General features: G+C 71.5%; 14 protein-coding genes. 4 read left to right on the top strand and 10 right to left on the bottom strand.

What is annotated here, in order from left to right:
* Positions 1 to 11: 11 nt before the first annotated feature.
* The 3 genes from ACFWSK_RS27610 to ACFWSK_RS27600 are packed head-to-tail and all read right to left on the bottom strand — an operon-like array spanning position 12 to position 2,448.
* Positions 12 to 932: an alpha/beta fold hydrolase gene (locus ACFWSK_RS27610; protein WP_383791572.1), complete on the bottom strand. Its 921-nt coding sequence runs from the start codon at positions 930 to 932 to the stop codon at positions 12 to 14.
* 17 nt (positions 933 to 949) lie between these two features.
* A complete protein-coding gene (locus ACFWSK_RS27605) occupies positions 950 to 2,218 on the bottom strand; it encodes a beta-ketoacyl-[acyl-carrier-protein] synthase family protein (protein WP_383791570.1) in 1,269 nt (422 codons plus the stop codon).
* Positions 2,215 to 2,448, bottom strand: a complete 234-nt coding sequence (locus tag ACFWSK_RS27600) for an acyl carrier protein (RefSeq protein ID WP_383791567.1) — start codon at positions 2,446 to 2,448, stop codon at positions 2,215 to 2,217. The genes ACFWSK_RS27605 and ACFWSK_RS27600 overlap by 4 nt, the downstream gene beginning before the upstream one ends.
* Before the next feature lie 231 nt (positions 2,449 to 2,679).
* Between ACFWSK_RS27600 and ACFWSK_RS27595 the strand changes: the two genes are divergently transcribed.
* From ACFWSK_RS27595 to ACFWSK_RS27585, 3 genes are all read left to right on the top strand, one after another.
* Positions 2,680 to 3,126 (top strand): nitroreductase family deazaflavin-dependent oxidoreductase, encoded by a 447-nt coding sequence (locus ACFWSK_RS27595; protein ID WP_383791608.1) that lies wholly within the window; start codon positions 2,680 to 2,682, stop codon positions 3,124 to 3,126.
* A gap of 47 nt (positions 3,127 to 3,173) precedes the next feature.
* Positions 3,174 to 3,905, top strand: coding sequence for a nitroreductase family protein (locus tag ACFWSK_RS27590; protein WP_383791564.1), 732 nt, complete (start codon positions 3,174 to 3,176; stop codon positions 3,903 to 3,905).
* A 214-nt stretch (positions 3,906 to 4,119) separates the two neighbouring features.
* Entirely contained in the window at positions 4,120 to 5,670 is a 1,551-nt protein-coding gene (locus tag ACFWSK_RS27585; RefSeq protein ID WP_383791562.1) for a peptidoglycan-binding protein, read from the top strand.
* Between the two features lie 52 nt (positions 5,671 to 5,722).
* Here the strand turns inward: ACFWSK_RS27585 and ACFWSK_RS27580 are convergent, their stop codons facing one another.
* The 7 genes from ACFWSK_RS27580 to ACFWSK_RS27550 form a co-directional block, all read right to left on the bottom strand.
* Positions 5,723 to 6,400, bottom strand: coding sequence for a hypothetical protein (locus ACFWSK_RS27580; RefSeq protein ID WP_383791559.1), 678 nt, complete (start codon positions 6,398 to 6,400; stop codon positions 5,723 to 5,725).
* A gap of 211 nt (positions 6,401 to 6,611) precedes the next feature.
* Positions 6,612 to 10,367 carry a S8 family serine peptidase gene (locus ACFWSK_RS27575; RefSeq protein ID WP_383791556.1) on the bottom strand — a complete coding sequence of 1,252 codons (3,756 nt, stop codon included), beginning with the start codon at positions 10,365 to 10,367 and terminating at the stop codon, positions 6,612 to 6,614.
* Positions 10,368 to 10,471: 104 nt separating this feature from the next.
* A complete protein-coding gene (locus ACFWSK_RS27570) occupies positions 10,472 to 11,611 on the bottom strand; it encodes an XdhC family protein (protein WP_383791554.1) in 1,140 nt (379 codons plus the stop codon).
* 38 nt (positions 11,612 to 11,649) lie between these two features.
* Positions 11,650 to 13,107, bottom strand: coding sequence for an NCS2 family permease (locus tag ACFWSK_RS27565; RefSeq protein ID WP_383791552.1), 1,458 nt, complete (start codon positions 13,105 to 13,107; stop codon positions 11,650 to 11,652).
* Between the two features lie 244 nt (positions 13,108 to 13,351).
* Positions 13,352 to 15,769, bottom strand: coding sequence for a xanthine dehydrogenase family protein molybdopterin-binding subunit (locus ACFWSK_RS27560; protein ID WP_383791549.1), 2,418 nt, complete (start codon positions 15,767 to 15,769; stop codon positions 13,352 to 13,354).
* A gap of 5 nt (positions 15,770 to 15,774) precedes the next feature.
* Positions 15,775 to 16,368 carry a (2Fe-2S)-binding protein gene (locus ACFWSK_RS27555; RefSeq protein ID WP_383791547.1) on the bottom strand — a complete coding sequence of 198 codons (594 nt, stop codon included), beginning with the start codon at positions 16,366 to 16,368 and terminating at the stop codon, positions 15,775 to 15,777.
* Positions 16,369 to 16,370: 2 nt separating this feature from the next.
* Entirely contained in the window at positions 16,371 to 17,261 is an 891-nt protein-coding gene (locus ACFWSK_RS27550) for an FAD binding domain-containing protein (protein WP_383791544.1), read from the bottom strand.
* Between the two features lie 255 nt (positions 17,262 to 17,516).
* On the opposite strand from ACFWSK_RS27550, the gene ACFWSK_RS27545 reads away from it, so the two are divergent.
* Complete coding sequence (locus tag ACFWSK_RS27545; RefSeq protein WP_383791542.1) at positions 17,517 to 19,277, top strand: PucR family transcriptional regulator; 1,761 nt, start codon at positions 17,517 to 17,519, stop codon at positions 19,275 to 19,277.
* Positions 19,278 to 19,279 lie beyond the last annotated feature (2 nt).

The following is a 19,279-nucleotide window of genomic DNA, read 5'->3' as shown; positions in this document are numbered from 1 at the left end:
GGGACGGGATGTCACCCGGCCGCGCGCGACACCGCCACGTCGCGCGCGGCCCGGTCCTGGTGCGGAACGGCCGCCGGGCGGTCCTGTTCCAGGGGCTGGTCGGTGAAGAACCGGGTGACGAGCTCGGCGACGTCGTCGGGCCGTTCCAGGACCACCCAGTGATCGGACCGGTCGATCGTGAGGAAACGGCTGCCCTCGATCGTCGCGGCGAACGCCCGCTGCCGTTCGGGCGAGGTCACCGTGTCGTACTCCCCCGCGAAGACCAGCGCGGGCACGCCGGACAGCCCGCCGGAGAAGTCCGGACGGTCACCCAGCGCCCTGCGCAGGGTTTCCGGGGCGTGCGGCGAGTGGGTGAGCGCGTGCAGGAAGGAGCGCCGGACATACCGCCTGGCGAGCTCCCTGCGATGCACCGGGCGCTCCGGATCGAGGCACATCAGGCCGTCGGCCGCGAGCCTCGCGAACCCTTCCGTGTCCCCCTCGGCCAGCCGCTCCGTAGCGCGGCGCCAGTAGCCGCGCTGGGCCTCCCCGATATGCGCGGGGACGCCGCCGAGTACCAGCCTGGCGACGCGGCCCGGGTCGCGCCGCGCGCACCCGAAGGCGATCGCGGCGCCGTACGAGAAACCGAAGAGGTTCACCCTCGGCGCGTCCAGGCTGTCGATGATCCCCGTCACCGCGTCGACCAGGGTGTCCGCCGCGGGGCCGGGCGGCAGGGGGTCCGCCGTGGCCATGCCGGGCAGGTCGGCGGTGACGACGTCGGCGAAGGGGCCCAGGTGGTCGTCCATCTGCGGCCAGCCGAACATGCCCTGGAGCGCCCCGCCCAGCACGAGGACGGGTTCGGTGCCGGGTCCGGCGTCCGGGGTGGTGCGCGGCAGGACGCGGTAGCCGTAGCGGAGCCCGTTCACCGACAGGGACCGGATGATCTCCTCGGACATGGTGGGTGTTCCTCCGGTCACTTGGTGAGCACGAGCGCCGCGTTGTGGCCGCCGAAGCCGAGCGAGGTCTTGACCGCGCAGTCGAAGGCGCCCGCCCTGGCCTCCTTGCTGACCACGTCGACGGGAATCCCGGGGTCGGGCGCGTCGAGGTTGGCGGTGGGCGGCACCAGTTGACGCTGGAGGGCGAGGACGGTCAGCGCCGTCTCGATGCCGCCCGCCGCACCGAGCGTGTGTCCGGTCCTGGCCTTGGTGGAGGTGACGAGGGGGCGTTCGCCGAGTACCCGGTGGAGCATGGTCGCCTCGATGAGGTCGTTGGCGACGGTCGAGGTGCCGTGGGCGTTGACGTGGCCGATGTCCCCCGCGCCCAGTCCCGCGTCCGCCAGCGCGGTGCGCAGCGCCCGTTCGATGCCGATGCCGTCGGGGTCGGGGGCGACGGCGGAGTGCGCGTCGCTGGACGAGCCGTAACCGGCGACGTGCGCACGGACGGTGGCGCCGCGGGCCCGGGCGTGCTCGGGGTGCTCCATGACGAGGAGTCCGGCGCCCTCGCCGACGACGAAGCCGTCGCGGTGGATGTCGAAGGGGCGGCAGGCCGCACCCGGGTCGTCGCGGCGGGTGGAGACGGCCTTCATCTGGCAGGCGCTGGCGATCAGCAGCCGGGAGCAGACCGATTCGGCGCCGCCGGCGACGACGATGTCGCAGGCCCCGGAACGGAGCATCTGGTGGGCGGTGCCGATGGCGACGGTGCCGGACGAGCAGGCCGTGGAGACGGCCTGGCTCGGTCCGTGCACGCCGAGGTCCATGGCGACGCTGCTCGCGGCGCCGTTGACGACGGTGAGCGGGGCGAGCTTCGGGGAGACCCGCCGCGCGCCGCGTTCGGTGAGGGCGGTGTGCTGTTCGTCGTAGAAGGGCAGCCCGCCGTGTGCGGACCCGATGACGACGGCGACCCGGCCGCTGTCCCAGACCGAGGGGTCGAGTCCGGCGTCGGCGACGGCCTCGCGGGCGGCGATCACCGCGAGTTGCGCGAAGCGGTCCATCAGCCGCTGGGCGGCGACGCCCAGCACGGCCCGCGTATCGAGGCCGGGGACGGTGTACATGAAGTCGCAGGGCAGGCCGTCGAGTTCGGGCTGGTGATGGACGGACGGCACGGCTGCGGGGTCGCAGACCCCGTGCCAGGCGGCGTCCGCGCCGACGCCCGCGGCGGTGACCAGGCCGATGCCGGTGACAGCGGCGGCGAACGGCTCCAGGGGCGGCCTGCTCCACGGTGAGGTGGCCCTGCGGCCCGTCACGCGGTGGCCTTGCCGTGGACGGCCGCGACGAGCTGGCCCACGGTGTCCCGCGAGGTGAGCGCGACGTCCTCCAGGTCGATGTCCATGCGGTCCTCGATCAGGAGCCGCAGCTCCTCCAGCGCCAGTGAGTCGAGGCGCAGTTGACGGAGCGGCACTTCGGGGCGGATGGCGAGGGGGTCGGTTCCGAACTTCGTCACCAGCAAGGTGGTGATCTCGTCCGAGGTGCTCATGGGGCGCTCCTCCGCTGTCGTACGCGGTGACGCCGGCCGCGTGGGGGTGGGGACAATGCCATCGGGGGCGCCGGCTGCTCCGGAGGGACCCTTTATACGCCTTCACGGGCCGCCGCCCGGCTCTCGTTCCCCCGTGAGGTGGGGGGACGACCAGGTGTACGAATCCCGTGTCCTGTCGGGGCGGGTGGCACGATGGCCCGGACGGGGACCTGCGAGAAGGGACGTACGACGATGGCGGCGGAACGGGACGACGACACGGGCGTTCGGGTCAGTCCGATGAAATGGGTCGCCCAGCAGGCGGAACTGTACGAGTCCTCGGGCGGCACGAAGGGCACCACGCAGCTCGGGGTCCCGTGTCTGCTGATGGACTACGTCGGCCGGCGCAGCGGGGCACCGCGGCGCACGGTGCTGATGTACGGACGCGACGGCGACGACTACCTGATCGTGGCGTCGAACGGCGGCTCGGACAAGCCTCCGCTCTGGTATCTGAACCTTCAGGCCGGTCCCGACGTGGAGCTGCGGGTGGAGACGGAACGGTTCCCCGCGGTCGCCGAGACGCTCACCGCCGAGGAGAAGGAGCGGGTCTGGCCTCGCCTGGTGGAGCTGTTCCCCCGGTACGCGGAGTACCAGCGGGGCACCACCCGGAACATCCCCGTGGTGCGGCTCAGGCGTCGCTGATCCACGGGGCTCCCCGCGGCGGGGCCCGCCCCGTACACTCCGCGATCATGACCATGGAAACGGTTCGGGCCGACGCGTCCGCCCTTGACGGACCTGCCCTCTTCGCGACGATGTCCACGATGCGCGCCATGCGCCGTCTGAAGCCGGACGCGGTGCCGGACGAGACGCTGGAGCAGCTGATACAGGCCGCCGTCTGGGGTCCCAGCGGCGGCAACATGCAGTGTTACGAGTACGTCGTCGTCACCGACCGCGCCATGATGGCGCGCCTCGCCCCGCTGTGGAAGCGGTGCGTGGACTCCTATCTGGCGACGACGGGCAAGTACGCGCCCAAGGGGATGGACGAGGCGGCGTACGGGCGGATGGTGGCCGCCATCGAGTACCAGCGCGACCACTTCGCGGACACCCCCGCGCTGATCATCCCGTGCTACCGCTTCCCGGAGCCGCGCATCGACGAGGAGGGTCTGCTCGCTTCCGCGCAGGCGCTCGGCCCGGCGGGCACCGAGCACATGATGAACACGCAGACGCGGTTCCAGGCGCTCGCGGAGGGCTCGTGCGTCTACCCCGGCGTGCAGAACCTGCTGCTCGCCGCGCGGGCCCTGGGTCTCGCGGCGAACATCACCATCTGGCACCTGATGCTGGAGCAGGAGTGGAAGCAGGCGCTCGGAATCCCCGAGGACATGCAGACCTTCGCGGCCGTGCCCGTGGGGTGGCCGCAGGGCAACTTCGGTCCCGTGCGGCGCCGGCCGGTGGCGGATGTCATCCACCGGGACCGCTGGTAGTCCGGACGGTTACGCCGGGCGGGCCTGTCCGCCGCCGGGCAAGGCGCTGATACATAGTCAATTGCCGTATATTTCAAGGCATTTGAGCGACACGCCGCCGCCGACGCGTCATTGTCCTGCTCCGACCGCGTCGATAGCCTGGGCGCCCTGAACGGCCCTCGCACCCCCTCGGGTGCGAGGGCCATTCCGCTCCCCCCACCGAGCAGGAGCAGACATGCCCAGACCCACCGCCGCCATCCCGAGAAGCCGGGCAGCCGCCCTGGCGGCTCTCACCGTGACCGCCCTTCTCGCGACGGGCTCCCCGGCCACCGCGGCACCGGCCGATGACCCCATGAACCGGGCCTTCGCACAGGCCGCCGTGGAGTACGGCGTGCCGCGCGACCTGCTCACCGCCGTCGGCTACGGCGAGACCCACCTCGACGGCCATGCCGGGCGCCCGAGCCAGGCGGGCGGCTACGGCGTGATGCACCTCGTGAGCAACCCCGTCAACCGCTCGCTGGAACAGGCCGCAGCGCTGACCGGCGAGTCCGCCGCGAAGCTGCGCAGGGACACCGCGGCCAACATCCTGGGCGGCGCCGCCCTGCTGCGCAGTCACGCCGACGCGCTGGGGCTCGACCGCGCACGGCGTGCTGACATCGACGCCTGGTACCCGGCGGTCGCACGCTACAGCGGCGCACGGGACTCCACCGCCGTCCTCTACGCGGACACGGTCTACACGTTCCTGGCCGAGGGACTGCGCACGACGGTTCCCGGCGGCGAGCGGGTCACCGTCACCTCCCGGCCGGTGTCCCCCGAGAAGGGCGCCCTGGCCGCGGCGGGACCCACCGCGATGAGCCCCGACTACCCGCCGGCCCTGTGGGTGCCGGCCAGCACCGCGAACTACGCCAAGGGCCGTTCGGCCGCGATCGACAAAGTGGTCGTCCATGTCACGCAGGGCTCGTACGCGGGCACCATCAGCTGGTTCCAGAACCCCGCGTCCCAGGTCAGCGCGCACTACGTCATCCGGTCATCGGACGGCCGGCTCACCCAGATGGTGCGCGACAGCGACACGGCGTGGCACGCGCGGAACACCAACTCCTCGTCACTCGGCATCGAGCACGAGGGGTGGGTCGACGACCCCTCGTGGTTCACCGACACGATGTACCGCTCCTCGGCCGCGCTGACCAGGCATCTCTGCGACCGGTACGGCATTCCCAAGGACCGCGCGCATGTCATCGCCCACAGCGAGGCGCCCGGGAACGACCACACCGATCCGGGCGTGCACTGGAACTGGGCCTACTACATGCAGCTGGTCGGCGGTGGCGCCGGCGGCGGGACCGGCACTGACGGGCTGAGCTTCACCTCGTACACCACCCAGCAGTCCGGCTCGACGGGGACACAGGTCGCGGCGATCCAGCGGCTGCTCAACACCCAGGGATACGAAGCGGGCACGGCGGACGGGGTGTTCGGTCCCGCCACGAAGAGCGCCGCGCAGGCGTTCCAGCAGGCCCGGGGGCTGACCGCCGACGGCATCGTCGGCCGCAGGACGTGGACCGCGCTGCTGTCGGCCGGGACCACTCCGCCGCTCTCGCAGGGCAGTTCGGGGGAAGCGGTGAAGCGGCTCCAGCGCGCGCTGACGGCGGCGCTGGGCTCGACGGTGTCCATCGACGGGAGCTTCGGCCCCGCGACGGACACGGCGGTGCGCAGTTACCAGAGCAGCCGGGGACTCGCCGTCGACGGCGGCGTGGGCACGGCCACCTGGGCGGCGCTGCAGGCAGGGCGCTGAGCTGCCGCTCGGATCGAGTCCTGCGACGGCGCCCCTGTCCGCAGCGGCGCCGTCACGGACCGTCCGGGTAGCCGGTCTCCTTGATGTCCTCGGCCAGGTCCGTGAGGGCGATCTCCGGGTTGAGTGCCGCGACCACCTCGGCGGTCAGCGGCCGGAGGTCGTACACATGGCGTACGGCGGCCGGGTCGAGGGTGACCTCGTAGTAGTCCTCGGCCCATTCCAGGTAGGCGTCGGGGGTTCCCGCGACGAGGAGCTGGAACACGTAGTCGGCGCCGTCCGCGCCCTCGCCCTCCTCGGGGAAGTCGATGTCTCCCGTACGCCACGCGCTGTCCGCGGTCTCCCGCCACAGGCACGCCGTCACCAGGGGCACTCCGGACTCGTCGCCGAAGGACGGCTCCGCCACGAAGGGCAGGAAGACGGGCGGGACGTCGTCGAGCACTCCGGGCCACAGGGCGTCGTCGACGTACGGGCTCATCGGCGACTCGTGGTCGAAGCCGCGGGCGTACGCACCGGCGGGCGAGAACACGATCGAGTACTCGTCGCCCGAACCGTTGCGCATGGATGCCATCTCCAGCGGCTGTCCGCCCGACGCGGACCACTGGGCGTCGTAGCTGTGCCACCGGTCCGCCCATTCGGGGCACAGGATCGCGTCCAGCATCGCCATGGCACGGCAGAGGTCGCGGAGGGCGGGTATCCCGGGCAGGTGACGGGCGACGTCGTGAACGCTCATGGCACCATCCAACCGCACGGCCCCGGCCGGGCGGGCAGCGCCTCTCGCCAGGACTCCCGGACCGCCGGCGGCCCCGCCCCGGCCGGGACGGGCGGACACCGCGTCACCGCCCGCGCGGACGCGTGCACCTCGGCGGACGGGCGGGCGCAGAGAGGTGGCCCCGCACCCCGGGCAGGGGTACGGAGCCACCTCGGAAGGCTCCCTCAGCAGGTCACTTCAGGCCGAAGGCCCGGATGATCTCCTGGTCGACGGCGAGGCCGCCGGGCCCCTCGGCGTGCGCCTTGAGCGACACGAAGCCGCCCGCCTTCGCCGGGGTCTTGAACACAGCGGTCCAGGCTCCCGTCGCGCTCTTGCGCAGCTGCACGGGCGCCCATTTCCCGCCGTCGTCGTAGCTGACCGACAGCGTGGCCCTGTCGGCCTTCACCGCACCGTCCAGCCACTCCTGCGTCCCGGAGGCGAGCCCCAGCTCGGTCCACCCGCCGGCCTTGACGTCACCGGCCAGGTCGGTGTCGACGTCGTAGTCCAGCTGGAGCATCGGGATGTCCGCCTGGTACGGCCCGTTCGGGTCCAGGGTGCCGGAGACGAAGTCCCACTCGCTGTGGGTCCGCGTCGACGTCTTCCACATCTCGCCGTCGCGGGCGGAGTCGATGACGAGCCGGTACGGAAGCTTCCCGGTCGCCAGGTTCCCGACGTAACCGGCCCGGCCCGGGCCCTTCTTGATCAGCGTGTCGCCCTGGTAGAAGGCGTACGACGTGGTGTCGTACTCGTCCTCGGGCATCGAACCGGAGTGGCCCGCGCCGGAGTCCGTCCACGGTGTGATGTTGAACTGCATGTCGTTGTACGTCGTGCGGAACGGACCCCAGAAGCCGGTGCCGAGCCGCGGACGCGTGACCGGAGCGAACCACTCGGCCTGGTAGCCGCGGCCCGCCCGGTAGTCCAGGTCGGTGCTGCGCATCTCCGCGGCGACAGCAGTGGCCCCGGCGTTCAGGACCGAGTGGTTCTCGTACCAGAACGAGTCGCCAGGCAGCGGGTTGACCCACTCGGTGCGGACGCCCGGGAACTTCTCGTACTCCTCGAAGCCGAGACCGGGACCGTAGTCCGGGATGTCGTAGCGGTAGCCCGCGCCGAGCACGGCCTTGTGGCCGTAGAAGGTGTTCTCCACCTTCGCCAGTTCACCGGTCTCCGGTGCGAAGGCCAGCGAGCGGTCCGGGATCGCGCCGTCGTGACGGTCGACCAGGTCGTAGACGTAACTCGCGAACTTGCGCTGGTCGACGTCGATGTCCTTGCCGCGCTCGGCGGCGTCGATCAGGGTCTGTCCGGCGATCCGCTGCACCGAGGCGACCGGGATGGCGGCCTCCTCGCCCCAGGGGGTGTAGCTCTCCATCGGGACCCCGCGCCCGTCGTTGACGACGAAGAGCACCCTGGCGCCCGCGGCGACCGCGTTGGCCAGCCGTTCGGCGGGGGCGATCGCGTCGCTGCGGTTGATCACGACGGCCTTGCCCTTGACCTTCAGGCCCTGGTAGTCGGCCGCGGCGCCGTCGCCGGCGAAGACGCCGGTGAGCTCGCGCTCGCTGTTCTCGGCGACGGGCGAGCCGCCCTGGACGGTTACCGGGACGTCACGGCCGCCGGCGGACACGTCGATCATTTCCTCGCCACGGCGCCACCGCGTCAGGAAGCTGAAGCTGCCCTCGGTGACCTTCTCGGTCGGGCTCGCCCACAGCTGGTCGTACGTCAGCGGGATCTGGAACGCGTCGCGCTGCACTGTGCCGTCCGGGGCGGTGCGTGCCATGTCATACCGCAGCTGGCGCGTCTCCGTCTCCTTCGGCGTCCGCACGCTGATCTTGCGGGCCTTGGAGGCGTCGAGGGTGACGGTGGTGGGCTTGTCGAGGATCGTCTCGGGAGCCGCGAGGAAGGCCACGGCCTTGGAGTCCGCCCGGTCGCCGTCGATGTTCACGGAGCTCCAGGCGGTGTAGTTGCCCGGGGGAAGCCGCAGCGTGGTGTCACCGGAGACCGCGACGGCACCGAAATTCGGGTCGCCGAGTTCCGCGATGACGACGTACCCGTCCATCGGCTCACCGGCGCGGTCGCGCAGCTGGAGGGTGAGGTCGTAGAGCTCCTGCTCCTTCTGGAGCGCGAAGCCGGTGTGCGCGACCGTGGCGCCCGCCGCGTTCCTGGCGGTGACCTGACCGGAGAACCGGGTGTCGTTCGGGACCTTCGACGGGTCCAGCGAGAGGACCGCTTCGGCGGTGGAGCCCGCCGGGACCGTGAGCTCGGTGGTCGAGAGGGTGTACGCCGCCGAGTCCGTGCCGGTCGTCAGGTCCAGCGTGACGTCCTCGGTCCCGGTGTTGCGGTAGGTGATCGTCCGCTCGGCGACCGGGTCGGTCGTCGCGTGCGGCCAGGCGTAGGAGGCGACCTCGACGGAACCGGTGGCCTCGACCGTCGTGTCGATCGCCGCCTTCACGTCCAGGCGTCCCGTGCCCTGCTCGTACGGGGTGTGGTCGGGCAGTTCCTTCGACGAGCTCATCAGCGCGTCCTTGATGCGCTGGCCGCTCCAGTCGGGGTGGCGCTGCTTCAGGATGGCCGCGGCGCCCGCGACGTGCGGGGTCGCCATCGACGTACCGGACATCGACTGGTACATGCCCTCGATGCCGGGGATCGACTGCGAGGCGGCGGCGTTGATGTCGACGCCGGGGGCCGAGAGATCGGGCTTCAGTCCGTAGGACCCGACCAGCGGGCCCATGGAGGAGAAGGGTGCGCGGGCGTCCTGCTTGTCGACGGCGGCGATGGTGAGCGCCTTCGCCGCCGAGCCGGGCGAGCCGATGGTGCCCGTGCCGTACGCGTTTCCGGCGGCGATCACGAACAGCGGGCCGCCGTCGGCGGACAGCGCGTCGACGGCCTGCGACATCGGGTCGGTGCCGTCGTCCGGCACCGGCGAGCCGAGGCTCATGGAGACGACGTCGGCCCCTTCGGCCTTCGCCCACTCCATGGCGGCGATGATCCCGGAGTCCGCGCCCGAGCCGCCGTCGCTGAGGACCTTGCCGACGAGCAGTCCGGCGCCGGGCGCCACGCCCTTGTTCGCACCGTCCGACGCGGCGCCGGAGCCCGCGATGGTGGAGGCGACGTGCGTACCGTGGCCGTTCTTGTCGTCGACCTCCTCGCCGGGCACGAAGCTCTTGGTGCCGAGGATGCGGTCCTTGACGTCGGGGTGGTCCGTGTCGATGCCCGTGTCGAGCACGGCGACCTTGGTGCCGTCCCCGTCGAAGCCCGCGTCCCACGCCTGCGGGGCGTTGACCTGCGGCACCGAGTCCGCGAGCAGGGCCTCGGCACGGCCGTCGAGCCACAGCTTCGCGAGGCCGTTGTCCAGCGAACGCGCCGTCTCCGTGCGGGCGATGTCGTTCCAGAAGGCCCGCGCCTCGCCCTTGTCGGCCTTCAGCGCGGCCCCGTTGACGGAGCCCAGCGGGCGGACGGTCTCGCTCCCGCGCGGGGGTGCGGGCAGCGCACGCGCCTTGCTCCGCGGGTAGGTGGCGATCAGCGGGATGGCGCCGGAGCTCTTGTCGTCGTATCCCATCTCCACCAGGGCGGAGACGTTGAAGAGCCGGCGGTCCAGCTTCCCCGCCGCGAGCAGCGCGGTCGCCTCGTCGGGCAGGACGTAGATGTCGTCGCCCGCCTGCTGCACGTGCACGCCGCCGGTGGCGCCGTCGGGCCGGTCCACCGTCACGGTGTCCTGGTTCCCGGCACCGTCCACGTAGTGCACGACGTCGCCGGTGATCAGGGTGAGGTCGTGGCTCTCGGGCTGCGCCTGCTGGCGGCCTTCGGCCGCGTGCGGCCGGGGAACTTCGGAAGCGGAACCCACCGCGGGAAGCAGCACACCGCTCACAAGGGCGACCGACGTCGCTATGAGCAGGGCTCTGCGTCCCGCGCGAGCGGATCTCGCCCGGCCGGAAACGGAGGAGGGAGAAAGTGTCATGCAGCTGATCTACCGGTAAAAGCGCGGCCACAGCCGGGTTCATGCTGGCGTGAAACCGCCGTGGCGGTAACCCGCCCGGGAACGACCAGGAGCAAGAGGGTGATTCAGGCAACCGAGGCGAGCGACGGACCGCCCTCGTGGTGGATCGGGGTGTGGGCGCCGGTGAGCGGGCGGCCGCTTCCGCCGCGCCGCTCGGCGACGATCTCCGCGGCGATCGACAGGGCGGTCTCCTCCGGCGTACGGGCTCCGAGGTCGAGGCCGATGGGCGAGTGCAGGCGGGCCAGTTCGGCTTCGGTGACGCCCGCGTCGCGCAGCCGTTCGTTGCGGTCGAGGTGCGTGCGGCGCGAGCCCATCGCGCCCACGTAGGCGACGGGAAGCTTCAGCGCGGCTTCGAGCAGGGGCACGTCGAACTTGGCGTCGTGCGTGAGGACGCAGAGCACGGTGCGCGCGTCGACTTCGGTCGCCGCGAGATAGCGGTGCGGCCATTCCACGACGATCTCGTCGGCCTCGGGGAAGCGGGCCCGGGTGGCGAAGACCGGCCGGGCGTCGCAGACGGTCACCCGGTAGCCGAGGAACGTGCCGGCCCGGACCAGCGCGGAGGCGAAGTCGATGGCCCCGAACACGATCATGCGGGGCGGCGGGACGCTCGACTCGACGAGCAGGGTGACGGGCGCCCCGCACCGCGAGCCCTCGGCCCCGATGACCAGAGAGCCGGTGCGGCCCGCGTCGAGCATCGCGCGGGCCTCGGCCACCGCGGTGCGGTCGAGTTCGGGATGCCCGCCGAGCCCGCCCTCGTACGCGCCGTCGGGGCGGACGAGGAGCGGGCGGCCGAGCAGTTCGGCCGGCCCCTCGGTGACCCGCGCCACCGCGGCCGCCGTCCCCTCCGCGGCGGCCGCGAGCGCCGCCGCGAACACCGGGCGCGCGGGATCGTCCGCGCGCACCGGTGTGACCAGGATGTCGATGACGCCGCCGCAGGTCAGACCGACCGCGAAGGCGTCCTCGTCGCTGTAGCCGAACTGTTCCCGGACGGTCCGGCCGTCGTCGAGGGCCTGCCGGCACAGCTCGTACACCGCACCCTCCACGCATCCGCCGGAGACCGATCCGATCGCCGTGCCGTCGCGGTCGACGGCGAGGGCGGCGCCCGGCTGCCGGGGCGCGCTGCCGCCGACCGCCACCACGGTGGCGACGGCGAACTCGCGTCCCTGCCCGACCCACCGGTGAAGCTCTTCGGCGATGTCCAGCATGGCGTGTCTCCTTAAGCAGAGTGCGAAGGGGGCGGGCGTCAGTGGACGCCCAGCCAGCTCTCGATGGGATTGAGCGCGAAGTAGACGATGAAGATCGCCGTCAGGCCCCACATGAAGGCCCCGACCTCGCGGGCCCTGCCCTGGGCGAGCTTGATGGCGGTGTACGAGATGACGCCTGCCGCGACACCGGTGGTGATGGTGTACGTGAAGGGCATCAGGACGACGGTGAGGAAGACCGGGATGGCGACGGAACGGTCACCCCAGTCCACGTGCCGGGCGTTCTGCATCATCATGGCGCCGATGACGACGAGGGCGGCGGACGCCACCTCGGTCGGCACGATCGCGGTCAGCGGGGTGAAGAAGAGACAGACCGCGAAGAAGAGTCCGGTGACGACGGAGGCGAGTCCGGTCCTGGCGCCCTCGCCGACGCCGGTCGCCGACTCGACGAAGACGGTCTGACCGGAGCCTCCGGCGACTCCGCCGATCGCACCGCCCGCGCCGTCGATGAACAGCGCCTTGGAGAGGCCGGGCATCCGGCCCCTGTCGTCGGCCAGCTTCGCTTCCGTACCGACACCGATGATGGTGGCCATGGCGTCGAAGAAACCGGCCAGCACGAGAGTGAAGACGATCATGCCGACCGTCATCACGCCCACGTCGCCCCAGCCGCCGAACTCCACGTCCCCCAAGAGCGAGAAGTCCGGTGGGGAGACCGCGCTGCCGTTGAGCTCCGGCGGGCCGCTGCTCCAGGACTTGGCGGGGATGTCGCCGATCGCGTTGATGACGACGGCGAGGACCGTGCCCGCGACGATGCCGATCAGGATGGCACCGGGGATGTTGCGGGCCTGGAGCATGAAGATGAGCAGCAGGGTCACGCAGAAGATGAGGACGGGCCAGCCGGCGAGCTCACCGGCGGGGCCGAGCGATACCGGTGTCGCCGCGCCCTTGTGGACGAAGCCGGCCTTGTAGAGGCCGATCAGGGCGATGAACAGGCCGATGCCCATGGTGATGCCGTGCTTCAGTGCGAGTGGGATCGCGTTCATGATCAGCTCGCGGAGGCCGGTGACCACCAGGAGGCAGATCACCACACCGTAGATCACGCACATGCCCATGGCCTGCGGCCACGTCATGGCCGGGGCGACCTGCCCGGCGAGGACGCCGGAGACGCTGAGTCCGGCGGCGAGGGCCAGCGGGACCTTGCCCACGAAGCCCATCAGCAGGGTCGTCGCGGCGGCCGCGAGGGCCGTGGCGGTGATCAGGCCGGGCTGGCTGAGGAGGTTGCCGTCCACATCCTTGCCGCCGAGGATCAGCGGGTTGAGCAGGAGGATGTACGCCATCGCCATGAAGGTGGTGACGCCGCCGCGCATCTCGCGCGCGACTGTCGATCCTCGGTCGGATATGTGAAAGTACCGGTCGAGCCAAGACCGTCCGGCGGGGACGCGCGAGCCGTGGCCCGCGTCCTCCGCACCGGTCTTGGGCTCCACTGACTGCTGGGTCATGGTGCCTGACTCCCAAGGTTCACAGGGGCACCCGCGTGAAGAGAACCGATTGCGGGATTTGGGATAGCTGCGTCGGCAGCACACCCGGGGGACGGCCCGAGGCGAACTGTTCGTGCAGGTACGGACCTACTGGGGCAAGGACCGCGAGCGGTGCGGAACTCGGTGTCTCCGGGCGGTGCGGTACGCGGGGAAGTGTGACGTTCACGGCACCCCGCACCGCCCGGAGAGTTCATGGGGAGCCCCGTCAGGTGCCGGTGAGGTGCTCGGGTCGTACCGGCGTCCTGTTGAGCTCCAGGCCCGTCGCGTTCCGGATCGCCGCGAGGACGGCCGGGGTGGACGACAGGGTGGGGGCCTCGCCGATACCGCGGAGCCCGTACGGGGCGTGGTCGTCGGCGAGTTCGAGCACGTCGACCGGGATGGTCGGCGTGTCGAGGATGGTGGGGATCAGGTAGTCCGTGAAGGACGGGTTGCGCACCTTCGCGGTCTTCGGGTCGACGATGATCTCCTCCATGACGGCGACCCCCAGGCCCTGGATGGTGCCCCCCTGGATCTGCCCGACGACGGAGAGCGGGTTGAGCGCCTTCCCGACGTCCTGGGCGCAGGCCAGTTCGATGACCTTGACCAGGCCGAGTTCGGTGTCGACCTCGACGACCGCGCGGTGGGCGGCGAAGGAGTACTGGACGTGGCCGTTGCCCTGGCCGGTCCGCAGGTCGAACGCCTCGGTGGGCCGGTGGCGCCACTCCAGTTCGATGTCGATCGCCTCGTCCTCCAGGACGTCGGCCACGCCGGCCAGCACCTCGCCGGCGTCGGTCACGACCTTGCCGCCCTCCAAGAGGAGTTCGGCGGTGGCCCAGGCCGGGTGGTACGAACCGAACTTGCGGCGGCCGAGCTCCAGCACCTTCTCCCGGACGGCTTCGCAGGAGTTCTTCACGGCGCCGCCCGTGACGTACGTCTGGCGGGAGGCGGAGGTCGATCCCGCCGAGCCCACCCGGGTGTCGGCCGGCTGGATGGTGACCTGGCTGACGCCGAGCTCGGTACGGGCGATCTGGGCGTGCACGGTGACGCCGCCCTGGCCGACCTCGGCCATCGCGGTGTGCACGGTCGCGACCGGCTCGCCGTTGATGACCTCCATCCGTACCCGGGCGGTGGAGTAGTCGTCGAAGCCCTCGGAGAAGCCGACGTTCTTGAGGCCGACCGCGTAGCCGACACCGCGTACGACGCCTTCGCCGTGGGTGGTGTTCGACAGCCCGCCGGGCAGGGCGCGCACATCGACGGTGCTGCCCTCGGCGTCGGCGGCCAGCCACTGCCGCTCGGGCGGCATCGGGCGGGACTTGACCAGCCGCAGCAGCTCGGCGACCGGGGCCGGCGAGTCGCAGGGCTGGCCGGTCGGCAGGAGGGTGCCCTGCTCCATGGCGTTGAGCTGGCGGAACTCGACCGGGTCCATGTCCAGCTTCGCCGCGAGCTTGTCCATCTGCGCCTCGTAGGCGAAGCACGCCTGGACGGCTCCGAAGCCGCGCATGGCACCGCAGGGCGGGTTGTTGGAGTAGAGCGCGAGCGCCTCGATGTCGACGTCCTCGACGGCGTACGGGCCGACCGAGAGCGAGGAGGCGTTGCCGACGACCGCGGGCGAGGCCGACGCGTAGGCGCCGCCGTCCAGGACGATCCGGCACTTCATGTGGGTGAGCTTGCCGTCCTTGGTGGCGCCGTGCTCGTAGTACAGCTTCGCCGGGTGCCGGTGGACGTGTCCGAAGAAGGACTCGAAGCGGTTGTAGACCATCTTGACCGGCTTGCCGGTGCGCAGGGCGAGCAGACAGGCGTGGATCTGCATCGACAGGTCCTCGCGTCCGCCGAAGGCACCGCCGACGCCGGAGAGCGTCATACGGACCTTGTCCTCGGGCAGGCCGAGGACCGGGGCGATCTGCCGGAGGTCGGAGTGCAGCCACTGGGTGGCCACGTACAGCTCGACGCCGCCGTCCTCGGACGGCACGGCGAGCCCGGACTCCGGGCCGAGGAACGCCTGGTCCTGCATGCCGAAGGTGTACTCGCCCCTGACGATCACGTCGGCGCGCTTCGCGGCGGCCTCGGCGTCACCGCGGACGATCGGCTGGCGGTGGACGATGTTCGGGTGCGGGACGTGACCGATGTGGTGGTCGTCGCGGTCCTCGTGGACCAGGACCGCACCGGGTGCGGTCGCGGACGCCTCGTCCGTGATGACCGGCAGCTCGGCGTAGTCGATCCTGATCTTCGCCGCGGCGCGGCGCGCGGTCTCCGGGTGGTCGGCGGCGACGAGCGCCACCGGCTCCCCGTGGTGGCGGACCTTGCCGTGGGCGAGGACCGGGGTGTCCTGGATCTCCAGGCCGTAGTTCTTGCATGCGGCGGGCAGGTCGTCATAGGTCAGCACGGCGTAGACGCCGGGCATCGCGACGGCCTCGCCGATGTCGATCGACCGGATCTCGGCATGGGCGACGGTGGAGCGGAGCGTGTGGCCCCACAGCATGTCCTCGTGCCACATGTCCGAGGAGTACGCGAACTCGCCGGTGACCTTCAGGGTGCCGTCGGGGCGCAGCGTGGACTCACCGATGCCGCCCCTGGTCGTCGAGCCCTGGGAGATGCTGGTGGGAGTGCCGGCCGGGGCGGAGGCGACTCGTGGTGTAAGCGCCATGATTCTCAGACCGTCTCTTCCTGACGGGCCGCCGCGAGGCGGACCGCGTCGAGGATCTTCTCGTAGCCGGTGCACCGGCAGAGGTTGCCGGAAAGCGCCTCGCGGATGTCCTGGTCGGAGGGCGAGGGGTGGGACTCCAGCAGTTCGTCGGCGGCGACCAGGAGTCCGGGGGTGCAGAAACCGCACTGCACGGCGCCCGCGTCGATGAACGCCTGCTGGATCGGCGAGAGCTCGGTGGCCTCACCGCTCTGCCCGTCGGCGGGCTTGGCCTGCCGGCGCTGGGCGGCGTCGAGGGTGGTGCCGCAGGCTCCGGAGGCGCAGCCGCCGCCCGGGTGGGCGTCCTCGCGGTGCCTGGCGTAGTCGGCGAGGCCCTCCACGGTGACGACCTCGCGGCCCTCCGCCTGGCCTGCCGCGACGAGACAGGAACACACCGGCACCCCGTCGAGGCGCACCGTGCAGGAACCGCACTCGCCCTGCTCGCAGGCGTTCTTGGAGCCGGGGAGGCCCATACGCTCACGCAGTACGTAGAGGAGGGATTCGCCCTCCCAGACGTCGTCGGCTTCCTGCTGACGGCCGTTGACCGTGAAATTCACTCGCATGGTTACGCAGCTCCTTCGAGGGTGCGGCCCGCGCCGCGGTACTGCTCCCAGGTCCAGCCCAGCGTGCGGCGGGCCATGATGCCGACCGCGTGCCTGCGGTACTTAGCGGTGCCACGCACGTCGTCGATGGGGTTGCAGGCTCCGGAGGCGAGCTCCGCGAACTGCTTGGCCACCGAGGGCGTGATGATCTTGCCGCTCTCCCAGAATCCGCCCTCGTCGAGCGCGGCGTTCAGGAAATCCTCGGCCGCCTTCGCCCGGACGGGTGTCGGGGCGGCCGAACCGATACCGGTGCGGACCGTACGGGTCCCGGGGTGCAGGGCGAGGCCGAAGGCGCAGACGGCGATGACCATCGCGTTGCGCGTACCGACCTTGGAGTACTGCTGGGGTCCGTCGGCCTTCTTGATGTGCACGGCCCGGATCAGCTCGTCCGGGGCGAGGGCGTTGCGCTTGACGCCTGTGTAGAAGTCGTCGATGGGGATCATCCGCGTTCCACGTACGGACTCGGCCTCCACCTCGGCTCCTGCGGCGAGGAGCGCCGGGTGGGCGTCACCGGCCGGCGACGCGGTGCCCAGGTTGCCGCCGACACCTCCGCGGTTGCGGATCTGCGGGGAGGCGACGGTGTGCGAGGCGAGCGCCAGGCCGGGCAGCTCGGCCCGCAGGTGCTCCATGATCGCGCTGTACGGGACGGAGGCGCCGAGCCGTACGTGTTCCTGGCCCACCTGCCACTCGGCCAGCTCACCGATGCGGTTCAGATCCAGGAGGTACTCGGGCCGCCGGTGGTCGAAGTTGATCTCGACCATCACATCGGTGCCGCCCGCGATGGGCACAGCCGTCGGGTGCTCGGCCTTGGCGGCGAGCGCCTCCTCCCAGCTGGCGGGGCGAAGGAAGTCCATGAGTGGCTCTCTTCTCAATCGGTCGTTCGCTGGGGCTGGGGACGGCCGGCCCTCGACTGGTCGTTCATCTGCTGTTAACGCGGTATGTGACTCAGTACACAAGCCAGGATCCGGCCAGTGCAGTCACCGAAACCATGAAGGAGTTGGCTGGTCTCCTTCATGGTCTTGTAGATTCGAACGAATGGCGGGGATCAGTAACCTCACCGCAATTCACAGGTATCCCCCGCACCAACGAAAAAGATCGGCGGCAACGAGATGCGGCTGCGCGCACTGCTGGACACCGACGCGCTGGGCCTGCGGCTGCTCGGCGGCGACGACGAGCTGGACCGCACGGTCCGCGGCGTCATGACGACCGACCTCCGCGACCCCAGCCGCTATCTCTCCGGTGGCGAGCTGGTGCTCACGGGGCTGGCATGGCGCCGTGACGCGACGGACTCCGAGCCGTTCGTCCGGATCCTGGCGGGCGCCGGGGTCGCCGGACTAGCGGCGGGCGAGGCGGAACTAGGCGACATCCCCGCCGATCTGATCGAGGCATGCCGGCACCACCGCCTCCCACTCTTCGCCGTGAACGAGACCGTGGCATTTGCAACGATCACCGAGCACGTGGTGCGCCAGGTCTCCGGCGAGCGGGCGGGCGACCTCGCCGCGGTCGTGGACCGCCACCGCAGGCTGATGACGTCAGGACCGGCGGGCGGCGGCCCCGAGGTCGTGCTCGACCTGCTCACCTCCGACCTGGACCTCCGCGCCTGGGTGCTCTCGCCCACCGGCCGTCAGATCGCGGGGGCCGGCGAGCCGCTGTCCGGTCCGGTCGGCTCCGCGCTGGCCGGACGGCACCTGGCCGCGACCCGCACCGGCCGCCGGGGCCCCCACCGGACGACGGTGGACGGTACGACGTATTCACTGTTCCCGATCCGGAACACCGGCCGGGGCGCGGCCCCGGCCTCCCGCGACGTCCGCGAGTCGGTGCTCTCCGACTGGCTGCTCGCGGTCGAGGCCGACGCGAGCGACTGGCCGGCCGCCAGGCTCGACCTGCTCCAGGGCGTCACCCAGCTGATCGCGGTCGAACGTGACCGGCGCGACGCGGCCCGTACGGTACGCCGCAGGCTCGCCCAGGAAGTCCTGGAACTGGTGCAGGCGGGCGCCGCTCCCACCGAGATCGCGGCCCGGCTGCGGGTGGCCGCCCCGGTGCTGCTGCCCGGTCTCGGCTCGGCACCGCACTGGCAGGTCGTCGTGGCCCGGGTCGAATGGGCCGCCGAGGGCGCACCCGGCGCCGGGACCGGCGCGGCGGGGGACATCGCGGGCGGCCCGGTGGCCCAGGCGCTGCTGGAGGAGATCCTGGTCGATCCGGCGGTGACCGGCCCCGACTCGGCCGACCGGATCGCGGTCGCGCACGCGGGTGACGAGGCCATCGCCCTCGTACCGCTGCCCTCGGTTCCGGCACCCGGCACCGGCACCGGGGGGACCGCCGGGGACACCGACGATTCCGGGACCGGTGCGGCCGCCGGCAATGAGCAGGACCCGGCACTGCACGCCGACGTACTGCTCGCCGCGGTCCGTGAACCGCTCTCCGCGGGCCTCGCCGACGACGGGCGTCTGACACTGGGTGTCAGCGCGGCCGTGCATTCCGCCGAAGGGCTCCGCGGTGCCCTGGAGGAGGCCCGGCACGCCCGCCGGGTCGCCGCGGCCCGTCCTGGCCGGGTCTGCGCGGCGGGACACCACGAGCTGGCCTCCCACGTCCTGCTGCTGCCTTTCGTCCCGGACGACGTGCGCCGGGCGTTCACCGCCCGGCTGCTGGACCCGCTGCGCGACTACGACATGCGCCACCGCGCTGAGCTGATTCCGACCCTGGAAGCGTTTCTGGACTGCGACGGGTCCTGGACCCGTTGTGCGGCCCGGCTGCACCTGCACGTCAACACGCTGCGCTACCGCGTCGGGCGAATCGAGCAGTTGACGGGACGTGACCTTTCGCGCCTCGAGGACAAGCTCGACTTCTTCCTCGCCCTGCGTATGAGCTGACG

Source organism: Streptomyces sp. NPDC058620 (assembly GCF_042717135.1).
Lineage (GTDB): Bacteria > Actinomycetota > Actinomycetes > Streptomycetales > Streptomycetaceae > Streptomyces.
This window is presented reverse-complemented; position numbering and strand designations above follow the sequence as displayed.

Bases quoted from the DNA above. Each gene is read 5' to 3' on its own strand.
- ACFWSK_RS27575 (WP_383791556.1), bottom strand. From the start codon at position 10,367: ATGACACTTTCTCCCTCCTCCGTTTCCGGCCGGGCGAGATCCGCTCGC.
- ACFWSK_RS27560 (WP_383791549.1), bottom strand. From the start codon at position 15,769: ATGGCGCTTACACCACGAGTCGCCTCCGCCCCGGCCGGCACTCCCACC.
- ACFWSK_RS27565 (WP_383791552.1), bottom strand. From the start codon at position 13,107: ATGACCCAGCAGTCAGTGGAGCCCAAGACCGGTGCGGAGGACGCGGGC.
- ACFWSK_RS27570 (WP_383791554.1), bottom strand. From the start codon at position 11,611: ATGCTGGACATCGCCGAAGAGCTTCACCGGTGGGTCGGGCAGGGACGC.
- ACFWSK_RS27555 (WP_383791547.1), bottom strand. From the start codon at position 16,368: ATGCGAGTGAATTTCACGGTCAACGGCCGTCAGCAGGAAGCCGACGAC.
- ACFWSK_RS27590 (WP_383791564.1), top strand. From the start codon at position 3,174: ATGACCATGGAAACGGTTCGGGCCGACGCGTCCGCCCTTGACGGACCT.
- ACFWSK_RS27585 (WP_383791562.1), top strand. From the start codon at position 4,120: ATGCCCAGACCCACCGCCGCCATCCCGAGAAGCCGGGCAGCCGCCCTG.
- ACFWSK_RS27610 (WP_383791572.1), bottom strand. From the start codon at position 932: ATGTCCGAGGAGATCATCCGGTCCCTGTCGGTGAACGGGCTCCGCTAC.
- ACFWSK_RS27595 (WP_383791608.1), top strand. From the start codon at position 2,680: ATGGCGGCGGAACGGGACGACGACACGGGCGTTCGGGTCAGTCCGATG.
- ACFWSK_RS27580 (WP_383791559.1), bottom strand. From the start codon at position 6,400: ATGAGCGTTCACGACGTCGCCCGTCACCTGCCCGGGATACCCGCCCTC.
- ACFWSK_RS27600 (WP_383791567.1), bottom strand. From the start codon at position 2,448: ATGAGCACCTCGGACGAGATCACCACCTTGCTGGTGACGAAGTTCGGA.
- ACFWSK_RS27550 (WP_383791544.1), bottom strand. From the start codon at position 17,261: ATGGACTTCCTTCGCCCCGCCAGCTGGGAGGAGGCGCTCGCCGCCAAG.
- ACFWSK_RS27545 (WP_383791542.1), top strand. From the start codon at position 17,517: ATGCGGCTGCGCGCACTGCTGGACACCGACGCGCTGGGCCTGCGGCTG.